Raw genomic sequence first — 12503 nt, forward strand, 5'->3', positions numbered from 1 at the left:
TCCCTCCATCGGTGCAGTCATCAGGAAAAACTAACCGGCGACCTTCTCGCTGACCGCGGCCTCGCTGTCAGCGTCCGGCGTGGTGGCGGAGGGCGCGGTGAGCCCGGCCATGGCGAACGCGCCACCGCCGCCGGAACCGGCCGCCGGGGTGAACTCGTACGCGCTCTCGCCGTGGTCGGCGATGTCGATGCCGCCGCGCTCGGCGTCCGTGCTGATCCGCAGGCCCTTGAAGGCCTTGATGGCCAGCGCGATGACCGCGGCGATGGCGAACGAGTAGACCGTGACCGAGAGGCTGCCCGCGAACTGGCGGCCCAGCTGGGTGAGGCCGCCGCCGTAGAACAGGCCCTCGCTGGCGCCCAGGCCCGGGTCGCTGTTGATGGCCGCGTTCACCTGGTTGGTGGCGAAGAAGCCGATGGACAGGGAGCCGATCCAGCCGCCGACGAAGTGGACGCCGACCACGTCGAGGGAGTCGTCGAAGCCGAGCCGGTACTTCAGGCCGACGGCCAGGGCGCAGACCGCACCGGCGACCAGGCCGAGGATGATCGCCGGGACCGGGGCGATGAAGCCGCAGGCCGGGGTGATGGCGACCAGACCGGCGACCGCGCCGGAGGACGCGCCGACCATGGTCGGCTTGCCGTCGCGCAGCCACTCGACGACGATCCAGCCGACGAGCGCGGCGGCCGTGGCGACCTGGGTGTTGATGAACGCGAAGACCGTGGTGCCGTCGACGGTCAGCTCGGAGCCGGCGTTGAAGCCGAACCAGCCGAACCACAGCAGGCCCGCGCCGAGCGCGACGAACGGCACGTTGTGCGGGCGCATGTTGTCCCGCGGCCAGCCGACCCGCTTGCCGAGGATCAGGCAGAGCGCCAGTGCGGCCGCGCCGGCGTTGATGTGCACCGCGGTGCCGCCCGCGAAGTCCAGTGCGTGGATCTTGCCGCCGATGAAGCCGCCGCCCCAGACCCAGTGCGCGACCGGGATGTAGACCAGGGTGAACCAGGCGAACGCGAAGATCACCCAGCCGCCGAACTTCATCCGGTCGGAGACCGCGCCGGAGATCAGCGCGACCGTGATGACCGCGAACATCATCTGGAAGACCATGACCACGTACGTCGGAATGCCGGTCTTGCCGCCGAGGAACAGCCATTCCTCGCTGATCGTGCCGGTACCCGTACCGAAGTACTGGGTGAAGCTGCCGATGATGTTGTTCAGGCCCTTGTTGCCGTTGGTGCCGAAGGCCAGCGTGAAGCCGTAGACGGTCCACAGGATGCTGACGAGCCCGATGCACGAAAAGCTCATCATCATCATGTTCAGGACGCCCTTGGACCGGTTGAGGCCACCGTAGAACAGCGCCAGGCCGGGGGTCATGAGCAAAACGAGCGCAGACGACAGGAGCAACCAGGCGGTATTGCCGGTGTTGATCTCCACGCTGCCTCCTCTCGGATTTGGAGGTGTCCTCTCACACGACCCACTTGAGCAGCGTCGCCAGTCGGCCGGTTTCAGTGGCGGAAGCCTCCCCGGCCGCTGTTTCACGCACGGTCTACGCGCGATTTCTGGCACGTGACGGGTTGTTTCGTACGTGTGAAGAAACTCTCACAGGCGGCAGCGCGACGAAGCCGAACCGCCGCAATGGGCCCATCCGGCGCCGAGGGTGATCAGCGGAGCGCGTACTCCAGCGTGTGCCGCTCGTAGTCGAGCAGCCGCAGGTCGCGCATCGGGCGCCGCAGATGCCCCTTGTGCACGATCCGGACGAACGCCGGATCCCCGGCCGCCGCCATCCGCCGGATCCCCTCGACGTGGTCCACGATCCGCTTGCGGATCGTACGCACGAGGCGGTGCCGGTCCCGCGGGATCAGCCCGTACGCGTCCGCGAACAGCCGCAGCCGCCGCGGCCGGTTCGGCCGCTTCCAGCCCAGCGTGTACGAGTCCCGGTCGCTGAACAGCGGCACCCACGTCCACGCCGCGTACGCCACGTCGTAGATCCGGGCGCCGGGCGACGCCAGGTCGAAGTCGATCAACGCGAGCGTGCCGTCGGGGCGCCAGACCACGTTGTGCGGGGCGGCGTCGTGGTGGCAGATCACCTCGGTGTCCGGCGGCGGCGGCCCGAACGAGCGCCACACCGCGCCGGGCGGGTTCACGAAGCCGTACTGCGCGTCGTGGAACATCCGCAGCATCGTGGCGACCGTGACCAGCGCCTCCTCGGTCACCCAGTGCGGGGCCAGCGGGTACTCGCCGCACTCGCCGTCGAGGTACGACAGCACCTCGCGGCCCTTCTCGTCCATGCCCAGGGCGTGCGGCGAGCCGGTGAAGCCGACCCGCTGGAGGTGGTTGAGCAGGGCATGCACCGACGGCGTCCAGGGCCCGGCGTTGCGCCGGACCGTGTCACCGATCCGCGAGACCGTGCTGACGTTGCCCCCGTGCAACGGGATCTCGCGCACGGGTTCCTGCGTCACCCACGACCTCCCGTCAGACCGGACCGCGCAGCGGCTGCGCGGACCCGAGCCTATCCGTCGCTGCCAAGCAACGCCTCGACGAAGGCCTTCGGCTCGAACGGCGCGAGATCGTCCGGACCCTCGCCCAGACCGACCAGCTTCACGGGAATGCCCAGCTTGCGCTGCACGGCGATGACGATTCCGCCCTTCGCGGTGCCGTCCAGCTTCGTCAGCACCACGCCCGTGACATCCACCGCTTCGGTGAACACCCGGGCCTGTTCCAGCCCGTTCTGTCCGGTCGTGGCGTCGAGGATGAGCAGCGTCTCGTCGACCGGGCCGTGCTTCTCCACGACCCGCTTGACCTTGCCCAGCTCGTCCATGAGACCGACCTTGTTCTGCAGCCGCCCGGCCGTGTCGATCAGCACGGTGTGCACGCCGGTGTCGATGCCGCGCTTCACCGCGTCGAACGCCACACTCGCCGGGTCGCCGCCCTCGGGCCCGCGGACCGTCTCCGCACCCACCCGCTCACCCCACGTGGCGAGCTGCTCGCTGGCCGCGGCGCGGAACGTGTCCGCCGCGCCCAGCACCACGCTGTGACCGTCGGCCACCAGCACCCGGGCGATCTTTCCGCAGGTGGTGGTCTTGCCCGCGCCGTTGACGCCGACCACCAGCACCACCGCGGGCCCGCCGTCGTGCGGCGCGGCCTTCAGGCTGCGGTCCATGTCCGGCTCCAGCGCGGCGATCAGCTCCTCGGAGAGCTGCTCGCGCACCTCGGTCACGGTCCGGCTGCCCAGCACCCGCACCCGCTCGCGCAGCCGCTCCACGATCACCTGGGTCGCCTCGACCCCGACGTCCGCGGTGATCAGGCTGTCCTCGATCTCCTCCCAGGCGTCCTCGTCGAGGTGGTCGCGGGAGAGCACCGCGAGCAGCCCGCGACCGAACACGCTCTGCGAACGTGCGAGCCGCGCCCGCAGCCGGACCAGCCGGCCCGCGGTGGGCTCGGGCTGCTCGATGACGGGCGGCGCCACCTCCGGAGCCGTCTCGGCCGGGGGTGCGACCTCCACCGGGGGCGCCACCGCGGCCTCGGGCTCGGCGGCCGGCGCGACCTCGGTGGGCGGCGCCGTCGGAGGCCGCTCCAGCGTGGCGGTCCCTGCGCCGGGCGGCGGCGGCAGCTCGCGGCGGCGCATCCGGGGCACGACCAGCACGGCGGCCCCTGCCAGCAGCGCGATGAGCAGGATGACCGAGACGACCACGTATTCCATGCCGAAATCCTGACAGATGCGTCCGCGGCGCGCTGTGCCACCTACCTGCGCTGCGCGCTGATCATTCCCCTGGCGCGGGACCGCCCCGGCGTGGACGATGGAGTCCCTCGTCCGCACGGAGGCGCCATGCTGCACGACCCGGGCCACCGGTGACCGCACGACTGCTCATCGGGCCGCTGCTGCGCCGCGTCGTCGGCGACCGGGCCACGGTGTGGGTGGAGACCTCCGCCCCCACGCTCGTGCGGGTCGAGGTCGACGGCGGGGCCGCCGGCACCGCACCCACCTTCTCCGCGTACGGGCACCATTACGCGCTCGTGGTCGTCGACGGGCTGGCCCCGGACACCGCGCGCGCGTACCGGGTGCTGCTGGACGAGCGGCCGGTGTGGCCGCCGGACGGCTCGCCGTACCCGCCGCCGGTGATCCGCACCCGCGCCGCCGACGACCGGGCCCAGCCGGTGGAGCTGGTCTTCGGCTCGTGCCGCGAGGCCACCCCCCACTCCACCCGGCGCACCCTGCCGCCGGACGCCCTGGACGCGTACGCGCGCCGGCTGATGGCCGACCCGGGCCTCCGCCCCGACCTGCTGGTGCTGCTCGGTGACCAGGTCTACGCCGACGAGACCTCCGAAGGGGTACGCCGCGCCCTGCGCCGCCGCCGGGACGCCGGGCACCCCGGCCCCGCCGACCAGGTGGTCGCATACGAGGAGTACACCGCGCTGTACCTGGAGTCGTGGCGCGACCCGGAGGTGCGCTGGCTGCTCGCCACCGTGCCGAGCGTCATGATCTTCGACGACCACGAGATCATCGACGACTGGAACACCTCGGCCTCCTGGCGGCGCGACATGTCCGCGCAGCCGTGGTGGCGTGAGCGGATCACCGCGGGCCTCGCGTCGTACTGGGTGTATCAGCACCTGGGAAACCTGGACCCGGACGAGTTGGCCGCCGACCCGGTGTACGGGCGCGTCACCGCTGCCGTGGACGCCACCGAACTGCTGCGCGAGTTCGGCTACGCGGTCGACCAGCCCGGCGCCGGATCGCCGCCCGGCCCCGCCGGGGCGGGAGGTGACGTGCCGGACTCCGACGACGTGCCGCGGGCGTACCAGTGGAGTTTCGCGCTGGACCTCGGCCGCACCCGGCTCGTCGTGCTGGACAACCGGTGCAGCCGGGTGCTGACGCCGGGCCGGCGGGCGATGCTGCCCGCCGCGGAGTGGCGCTGGTTCGTCGACCAGGCCCACGGCGACTACGACCACCTCGTCGTCGGGTCGTCGCTGCCGTGGCTGATGCCGCCCGCCATCCACCACGCCGAGGCGTGGAGCGAGCGGGTCGCGGACTCCCGCGGCCCCCGCCGGGCCGCGTTCGCGGAACGGGTACGCCGGGAGTTCGACCTGGAGCACTGGGCGGCGTTCGGGCGCTCGTTCGACGCGCTCGCCGAGCTGTTCCGCCGCCTCGGCGAGGGCGGTCCCGGCGCCCCCGGCCACCGGGTCGGCGCGGGCGGCGCGTACGCGGCCCCGGCCTCGATCAGCGTGCTCTCCGGCGACGTCCACCACTCGTACGTCGCCCGCGCCGAGCTGGGCACCGCGATGCACACGCCGGTACACCAGCTGACCTGCTCGCCGATCCACAACGACGTGCCCGCCCCGCTGCGCCCGCTGATGCGGCTCGGCTGGTCGCGGGCGGTGGCGCGGGTCGCGCGCGGGCTGGCGAAGGCCGCCGGGGTGCCGCGCCCGGCGCTGCGCTGGACCCGGGTGGCGGGCCCGTACTTCGGCAACGCGGTCGCGACACTGCGGCACGCCGGGCCGCGGGCGGCCGTGGTGATCGAGGGCACCACGGCCGACGGGACCCTCTCCGACCTGACGCGCGTCAGCTTGACCAGCGACTAGCGATCGAGCGCACAGTCGTTGTATTGCCCCTACAGAACGACAGGGGCCCCATCGTCCACTCGTAGGTGTATCGCACGTTGGTACACCTGTGCCAATTTCCTCGGTACGATTCGAGCATGACGAGGCGGATCACTGTGAGTCTTCCCGACGACGTAGCTGAATACCTCGAAAGTCACCCCCACGCGACGGAGATCGTGACCGACGCGGTCCGCGCCCGGATCAAGCGGGCCGCCAGGACCTTGAAGACTTTGGAGACCACCGGTTCCCGGTCCACTCCGGAGAGCCGAGCCTGGGCCCGTTCCGCGTTGCGCCCCCTCACCGACGAGCAGCGCGCCGAGGTCCGGCGCAGAAGCGCTCTGATCCAGGCCGGGCGCTGGGAGGAGATCTGATGAGTCACCCCGATCACCACGGAGCGCATGCGATCTGGGCCGCGCAACTGTACGAAACGCTGTGTTTCACCGCGGAGCCGGAGGCGATGCCCACCGGGATCCTCACCGACCAGGTCGTCGCAATTCCGCGCGACGACGCCTAATCGGGCTGCAGATCGCAGAGGTGCGGTCCAGGATGTCCGAATGACTTCCTGGACCGCACCGCAAGCCCAGCGCAACTCCGAGCCCTTCACCGGCGACGAGCGTCCCATGCTCGAAGGCTGGCTCGACTGGCATCGGCAGACCCTGCTCTCCAAGGCCGCCGGGCTCACCGCCGACCAGCTCAAGACCGCCGCCGTCGAGCCCTCCAACCTGACACTGCTCGGCTTGATCCGGCACATGACCGAAGTGGAACGCATCTGGTTCCGCCGTCGCGCCGCCGGGCAGGACGTCCAGTCTGCCTACTGCGCCCCGGACAACATCGACGGCGACTTCGACGACGTCGCGAACGCGGATGCGGTGGCCGATCACGCCGCCTTCCTGGACGAGATCACGCTGGCCCGGGCGGCCGTGGCCGGCCTGCCTCTGGAGCACGAGTTCGCCACGCCACGCCAGCCCGCCGTCAGCCTGCGCTGGGTGTACCTGCACATGATCGAGGAGTACGCCCGCCACAACGGTCACGCCGACCTGATCCGCGAATGCATCGACGGCACGACGGGCGACTGACCCTCGGTCCACGACCGACACCCGTGCGGCCAGTCCGGCTGGTCGACGACGACCCCGGCCGCGACAGCACACGATCCATCCATGATCTTGCAATTGATCATGAGATAGGTGAGGCTGGCCTAACCACGTGGCCAGACGCCAACTCCGCGCAGAACGGAAGCGGCCTGGTGTACCTGGCACTCGTGTGCTGCCCGTCCCCCCGCCTGGAAGGACACCGAGATGCCGGGATTCGCCGCCCGTCTGCGCCGCGCCACGATCGCCGAGCACCGAGAGGCCGAGACCAGGACGTTCATCACCCGGCTGATGGACGGACGGATCCCGTTCGCCGGTTTCGCCGCGCTGACCGCCCAGTACCTGGTCATCTACCGGGCCCTGGAGGAGGCGGCCGTCCGGATGCACGCCGACGAAACCGCCGCCGCATTCGCCGACCCCGCGCTGTCGCGGGTGCCCGCGCTGGAGGCCGACCTGGCTCGGCTGTACGGCCCCGACTGGGCCTCGGCCGTGACCCCGGTCGAGGCCACCGCACGGTACGCCGCACGGCTGCGCGAGCACTGCTTCACCTCGCCGGTCCACTTCCTGGCCCACCACTACGTGCGCTACCTCGGTGACCTGAGCGGTGGCCAGTTGGTCGGCCGCGCGGTCGCCAAGACGTACGGGCTGGAGCAGGCGGGCGTCTACTTCTACGCATTCGACCAGATCGACGACGTGCGCGGATACAAGACCGCCTACCGTGGACGGCTGGACGCGCTGCCGTACCCGCCGGAGGATCTGGCGACCCTGGTCGCGGAGGCGCAGCTCGCGTTCCAGCTCAACTCGGCGCTGTTCCAGGAGCTCGGCGTCGCGTACCCGCAGGACGCGTGACGGCTCAGGCCGGGGCCGCGATGCCCAGCGCACCCCGCAGGTACCCGACGCCCTCCGGCCCGGTCCAGCGGTAGGCCAGCAGCTTCGCGGCCCGGGCACCGCGCACGACCCGGTCGTCGTCGTCCACGAACAGGACCCACTGCGGTTCGAGGCCGACCGCGTCGGTCGCGCGGGCGAAGAACTCCGGGGCGGGCTTGTGGATGCGCAGCTCCCACGAGCTGACGACCGCGTCGACCTCGTCGGCGAGGCCCAGCGCGGCCAGGTCGTCGCGGAGCCGGTCGGTGGCGTTCGTGGCGATGCCGACCGGCCGGCCCGCGGCACGCGCCTCCCGGATGAACGCGAGCACGTCCGGGTCGACCTCACCGCGGTACGTCTGCCACTGGGCGACCGCCGCGGCGGCGTCGGCCGCGGGCAGCGGCAGCCGGGTGGCGATCGCGTCCATCCACTCGGCGTCGGTCAGCTCCCCGGCGACCGCGGGGCGCAGCAGGTCCCAGGTGAACGCCGTGCCCATGAGCGTGCCGGCGGCCAGCCCGTACTTCTCCTCGACCGCGGCGGGGACGGCCGGGTCCCAGCGGCGCAGCACGCCGTCGAGGTCGATGAGCAGGGCCTTGGCGGGTTGGCGACGCATGATCCGAGCCTATCGAGGACCGGTCAGTCCTCCGGGACAGGGTTGAGCCGCTGGCTGATCACCTGGGTCACCCCGGCGCGCATGGTGACGCCGTACAGGGCGTCGGCGACCTCCATGGTGCGTTTCTGGTGGGTGATGATGAGCAGCTGGCTCTTCTCCCGCAGCTGGTGGAACAGCGTGATCAGGCGGCCCAGGTTCACGTCGTCCAGGGCGGCTTCGACCTCGTCCATGATGTAGAACGGGCTGGGCCGGGCGCGGAAGATGGCGCACAGCATGGCCACCGCGGTCAGTGAGCGCTCGCCGCCGGACAGCAGCGACAGCCGCTTGATCTTCTTGCCGGGCGGGCGGGCCTCGACCTCGACACCGGTGGTGAGCATGTCCTCCGGGTCGGTGAGCACGAGCCGTCCCTCACCGCCGGGGAACAGCACCTGGAACACCGTCTGGAACTCCCGGGCGGTGTCCTCGAACGCGGAGGTGAACACCTCCAGGATCCGGTCGTCGACGTCCTTGACGACCGTGAGCAGGTCCTTGCGGGTGGCCTTGAGGTCTTCGAGCTGGTCGGAGAGGAACTTGAAGCGCTCCTCCAGCGCGGCGAACTCCTCCAAGGCCAGCGGGTTCACCTTGCCGAGCAGGGCCAGGTCGCGTTCGGCCTTGTTGGCGCGCTTCTCCTGGGTGGGCCGGTGGTACGGCACCGGGGCGGGCACCGGCTCCCCGGCCGCCTCCGCGGCGGTCGCCTCGGCCTGGGTGGGCGGCACCCACTGGTCCGGGCCGTACTCGCCGATCAGGGTGTCGACGTCGAGGGAGAAGTCCTCGGCGGCCTTGGCTTCCAGCTGCTCGATACGCAGCCGCTGCTCGGCGCGGGCCACCTCGTCGCGGTGCACCTCGTTGGTGAGCCGTTCCAGCTCGGCGACCAGACGCTTCGCGGTGGCCCGGACCTCCTGCAGTTCCGCTTCCCGGGCCGTACGGGCGCGGGCCAGTTCGTCGCGCGTCTCGACCGCGGCGGCCAGCGACACCGCGACGCGTTGCAGGGCAACGGCGGCGCCGTGGGCGACCGCACGGGCGATCTGGGCGCCGCGGGCGCGGGCGGCGCGGCGGGCGGCGGCCCGTTCCCGGGCCTGGCGTTCCGCGTTGGCCTGGCGTAGCAGCGAGTCGGCGCGGCCTGCGATCGAGGCGACCCGCTCCTCGGCGGTACGCACGGCCAGGCGTACCTCCATCTCGTTCTGCCGGGCCTGGGGGACGAGCACGGCGAGCTGGTCGCGTTCCTCGGTGGAGGGTTCCTCGTCGATCGGGGTGGCCTCGGCCAGGCGCAGCCGCTCCTCCAGTTCGGCGACGCGGGTGAGGTCGATGTCGCGGGCCGCTTCGGCCTTGCTCCGGGCGGCGCCGAGCCGTTCGGTCTCGGCGTGCGCGGAGCGGGCGGCTGCGCCGAGCTCGGCGAGGCGGCGGGCGGCGGCGTTGCGTTCCCCCTCGGCGGCGCGCTTGGCCGCGGCGGCGACGTCGACCGCCTGCTTGTGCCCAGCGACCTCGGCGCGCGCGTCGGTGAGGCGTACGCGCAGCTCCGCGATGGTCTGCTCGGCGGTCTCCCGGTTGGCCCGGGCCTCGTCGACCGCGGCCTGCACCTCCAGGTAGCTGGTCTGCTTGCCGGAGCCACCGGCCGCGGCGTAGGCGCCGAGCACGTCGCCGTCGGGGGTGACCGCGCGCAGCTCGCCGTTCGTGGCGACCAGGGCCGCGGCGGCGGCGAGGTCGGGGACGAGGACGACGTCACGCAGTGCCCGGTGCAGCGCGGGACGCAGGGCGTCGGGGCAGCCGATCACGTCCGGGGCCCACACCGCGCCGTCCGGCAGCGCGGGCCGCAGCGCGTCCAGCGAGCCCTGCATGCCGGGGGCGGCGGGCCCGGCGACCACGAGCGCGGCGCGGCCCGCGTCGGCGATCTTGAGCGTACGCATGGCCTCGACGGCCTCGTCCGTCCCGGCGAGGGCGACCGCGTCGGCGAGCGTGCCCAGCGCGGCGGCCAGCGCGGCCTCGTGCCCGGGCGCGACCGTGAGCATCGACGCCAGGCTGCCGAGCAGGCCGGGCACCTCGGCGGCCTTACCGAGCAGCGCCCCGGCGCCGTCCTTGCGCTGCAGGCCGAGGGCGAGCGCTTCCTCGCGGGCCTTCCAGCTGGCGGCGTCCTTCTCGGTGGCACGCTCGACGTCGGACAGTTCCTTGGCCGCGGCGGCGGCCCGCTCGTGCGCGGCGACCGCCTCGGCGTGCCGGGCGTCCAGGTCGGCGTTGTCCCGGTCGGCCTCGGTGGACTCGGCGGCGACCGCGTCGACGTCGGCCTGCGCGGCCTGCGCCCGGGCCAGTGCGTCGGCGTGTGCGGCGGCGAGGCGTTCGATCTCGTCGGCCGCCCCCTCGGTACGGGCCCGCGCCGCGTCGACCTGGCCGGTGAGCTTCGCCAGCCCTTCACGCCGGTCCGCGATGGCCTTGGCCGCGGTACGCAGCGCGCCCTCCGCGGCGTGCAGCTGGCGTTCCAGCTCCTGACGGTGCTCGATCGCCTCGGCCAGCCGGGTCTGGTCCTCGGTGAGTGCTTCGCGCAGCTCTTCCTCCTGCTCGCGGACCCGCTCCGACTCGGCGACGAGTTGCTCCGGGTCGCGGCCGGGCCGTTCCTCGTCTCCGGTGGCGTTCAGGTGGCGCATCCGCTCGGTGGCGAGCTGCTCGGTGGAGCGGAACCGCTCCTGCAGGGCGGACAGCTTGTACCAGGTGTCCTGGGCGGCGGCGAGCAGCGGCGCGTCCTCGGCGTGCGCGGCCTCCAGGTCGGCGAGCCAGCGCTGGACCTCGTGGTTCTCGTCCTCGATCTGCGCGCGGCGCTCGCGCATCGCGGACTCGTCCGCGATCTCCTTGTCCAGCGTGGTGCGCAGCGTGTGCAGGTCGTCGGCGAGCAGCCGCAGGCGGGCGTCGCGCAGGTCGGCCTGGATGCTGGCGGCGCGCCGGGCCACCTCGGCCTGCCGGCCCAGCGGCTTGAGCTGGCGGCGCAGCTCGGTGGTGAGGTCGCCGAGCCGGTTGAGGTTGGTCTGCATCGCGTCGAGCTTGCGCAGGGCCTTCTCTTTGCGCTTGCGGTGCTTGAGGACCCCGGCGGCCTCCTCGATGAACGCGCGGCGGTCCTCGGGCTTGGCGTGCAGCATCGCGTCGAGGCGGCCCTGGCCGACGATGATGTGCATCTCCCGGCCGATGCCGGAGTCGCTGAGCAGTTCCTGGATGTCGAGCAGGCGGCAGGAGCTGCCGTTGATCTCGTACTCGCTCTCCCCGGAGCGGAACATCCGGCGGGTGATCGACACCTCGGTGTAGTCGATGGGCAGGGCGCCGTCGCCGTTGTCGATCGTGAGGGTGACCTCGGCCCGGCCCAGCGGGGCACGCCCGGCCGTACCGGCGAAGATGACGTCCTCCATCTTGCCGCCGCGCAGGGCCTTGGCGCCCTGCTCGCCCAGCACCCAGGCGATGGCGTCGACGACGTTGGACTTGCCGGAGCCGTTGGGGCCCACCACGCAGGTGATGCCCGGCTCCAGCCGCAGTGTCGTCGCGGAGGCGAAGGACTTGAAGCCCTTCACCGTCAGGCTCTTGAGGTGCACGGATCTCCGAGGGTCGGCGGTTCATGCTGCTCCGCAGCAGGGTACCCGCCTGGGTGGAGGGGAACCGCATTCGCCGCGCTCAGCGCCCCGCGAGACAGACTCAGCGCCCCGGGAGGTCAGCGGGGCGTGGGCAAAAGAATGCGCGCCGCCACGGGGTGGAGGCGCGCCGGTGCGATATGCGTTTGTAGTGCGAGGGGATATGAGCGCCGGATCACAGCGCCCTGGGTGAAGCTCAGGTCAGTGCCGGCTCCGTCAGCCGCAGAATCTCGTCCGCCTCGGCGGCTGCTGCCGCGAGCCGGTCGTTCTCCGCCCGGAGGCGGGTGACCTCGAACTCCAGAGCCTGCACCCTGGAACGCAGTCGGGTGACCTCGTCAAGCAGGCGCCGATCGGGCGCCGCACCTACGTGGCCGTAGAGGGCCTTCGCCATGTTGGACTCCTAGTGAGACGATGCGTCTCTATTCAAGCGCTGCCGGAAAAGCCGGCCGACGCGCGCCCAGCGACAAGTGCACACCTGCACCCACGGGCACGCGTGGACGCAGTATCCTGCACCCAAGAACTTGCTGTAAGGTGCAGATCCCTCACGCCCAGTACACAACTGGGCACAAGCGGGCGCGACTGGCGACAGGTCTATAGTCCGCCGATCCCCACGCTGCGTCAAGCCGCGGGCTGCACGGCGCCTCGCATGAACAGAGTGAATCACGCCACCCCGGCCACCCATTAGCGGGACTTAAAACCTTTCTTAGGCGG

At 71.9% G+C, this 12503-nt stretch carries 11 protein-coding genes; 5 read left to right on the plus strand and 6 right to left on the minus strand.

Annotated features, from left to right (window positions below):
• Positions 1 to 30: 30 nt before the first annotated feature.
• The 3 genes from ACMCNK_RS15080 to ftsY all read right to left on the minus strand — a co-directional run bounded on the left by ACMCNK_RS15080 (position 31) and on the right by ftsY (position 3691).
• Positions 31 to 1425 carry an ammonium transporter gene (locus ACMCNK_RS15080; protein ID WP_412737039.1) on the minus strand — a complete coding sequence of 465 codons (1395 nt, stop codon included), beginning with the start codon at positions 1423 to 1425 and terminating at the stop codon, positions 31 to 33.
• A gap of 227 nt (positions 1426 to 1652) precedes the next feature.
• On the minus strand, positions 1653 to 2450 hold the full coding sequence (locus tag ACMCNK_RS15085) for an aminoglycoside phosphotransferase family protein (RefSeq protein WP_130508798.1): 798 nt from the start codon (positions 2448 to 2450) through the stop codon (positions 1653 to 1655).
• A gap of 50 nt (positions 2451 to 2500) precedes the next feature.
• A complete protein-coding gene (ftsY, locus tag ACMCNK_RS15090; protein ID WP_412737040.1) occupies positions 2501 to 3691 on the minus strand; it encodes a signal recognition particle-docking protein FtsY in 1191 nt (396 codons plus the stop codon).
• A 149-nt stretch (positions 3692 to 3840) separates the two neighbouring features.
• On the opposite strand from ftsY, the gene ACMCNK_RS15095 reads away from it, so the two are divergent.
• From ACMCNK_RS15095 to ACMCNK_RS15115, 5 genes are all read left to right on the plus strand, one after another.
• Positions 3841 to 5568, plus strand: a complete 1728-nt coding sequence (locus tag ACMCNK_RS15095) for an alkaline phosphatase D family protein (protein ID WP_412737041.1) — start codon at positions 3841 to 3843, stop codon at positions 5566 to 5568.
• Between the two features lie 116 nt (positions 5569 to 5684).
• Entirely contained in the window at positions 5685 to 5957 is a 273-nt protein-coding gene (locus ACMCNK_RS15100) for a hypothetical protein (protein ID WP_412737042.1), read from the plus strand.
• Positions 5957 to 6100 (plus strand): hypothetical protein, encoded by a 144-nt coding sequence (locus ACMCNK_RS15105; protein ID WP_412737043.1) that lies wholly within the window; start codon positions 5957 to 5959, stop codon positions 6098 to 6100. Before ACMCNK_RS15100 ends, ACMCNK_RS15105 begins: the two co-directional genes overlap by 1 nt.
• Positions 6101 to 6140: 40 nt before the next feature.
• Positions 6141 to 6662 (plus strand): DinB family protein, encoded by a 522-nt coding sequence (locus tag ACMCNK_RS15110; protein ID WP_412737044.1) that lies wholly within the window; start codon positions 6141 to 6143, stop codon positions 6660 to 6662.
• A 219-nt stretch (positions 6663 to 6881) separates the two neighbouring features.
• Complete coding sequence (locus ACMCNK_RS15115; RefSeq protein ID WP_412737045.1) at positions 6882 to 7523, plus strand: heme oxygenase (biliverdin-producing); 642 nt, start codon at positions 6882 to 6884, stop codon at positions 7521 to 7523.
• A 4-nt stretch (positions 7524 to 7527) separates the two neighbouring features.
• On the opposite strand, the gene ACMCNK_RS15120 is transcribed toward ACMCNK_RS15115, so the two are convergent.
• The 3 genes from ACMCNK_RS15120 to ACMCNK_RS15130 all read right to left on the minus strand — a co-directional run bounded on the left by ACMCNK_RS15120 (position 7528) and on the right by ACMCNK_RS15130 (position 12183).
• The gene (locus ACMCNK_RS15120; protein ID WP_412737046.1) at positions 7528 to 8151 is read right to left on the minus strand and encodes an HAD family hydrolase; all 624 of its coding nucleotides are present in this window, start codon (positions 8149 to 8151) and stop codon (positions 7528 to 7530) included.
• 23 nt (positions 8152 to 8174) lie between these two features.
• Positions 8175 to 11756 (minus strand): chromosome segregation protein SMC, encoded by a 3582-nt coding sequence (gene smc, locus ACMCNK_RS15125; protein WP_412737047.1) that lies wholly within the window; start codon positions 11754 to 11756, stop codon positions 8175 to 8177.
• A gap of 232 nt (positions 11757 to 11988) precedes the next feature.
• Positions 11989 to 12183, minus strand: a complete 195-nt coding sequence (locus tag ACMCNK_RS15130) for a hypothetical protein (RefSeq protein WP_412737048.1) — start codon at positions 12181 to 12183, stop codon at positions 11989 to 11991.
• Between the last annotated feature and the right edge of the window lie 320 nt (positions 12184 to 12503).

The organism is Krasilnikovia sp. MM14-A1259, assembly GCF_047159535.1.
Taxonomy (GTDB): domain Bacteria; phylum Actinomycetota; class Actinomycetes; order Mycobacteriales; family Micromonosporaceae; genus Actinoplanes.

Excerpts from the sequence above, each read along its gene's own strand:
- ftsY (WP_412737040.1), bottom strand. The coding sequence starts at position 3,691 with ATGGAATACGTGGTCGTCTCGGTCATCCTGCTCATCGCGCTGCTGGCA.
- ACMCNK_RS15100 (WP_412737042.1), top strand. The coding sequence starts at position 5,685 with ATGACGAGGCGGATCACTGTGAGTCTTCCCGACGACGTAGCTGAATAC.
- ACMCNK_RS15105 (WP_412737043.1), top strand. The coding sequence starts at position 5,957 with ATGAGTCACCCCGATCACCACGGAGCGCATGCGATCTGGGCCGCGCAA.
- ACMCNK_RS15110 (WP_412737044.1), top strand. The coding sequence starts at position 6,141 with ATGACTTCCTGGACCGCACCGCAAGCCCAGCGCAACTCCGAGCCCTTC.
- ACMCNK_RS15115 (WP_412737045.1), top strand. The coding sequence starts at position 6,882 with ATGCCGGGATTCGCCGCCCGTCTGCGCCGCGCCACGATCGCCGAGCAC.
- ACMCNK_RS15120 (WP_412737046.1), bottom strand. The coding sequence starts at position 8,151 with ATGCGTCGCCAACCCGCCAAGGCCCTGCTCATCGACCTCGACGGCGTG.
- ACMCNK_RS15130 (WP_412737048.1), bottom strand. The coding sequence starts at position 12,183 with ATGGCGAAGGCCCTCTACGGCCACGTAGGTGCGGCGCCCGATCGGCGC.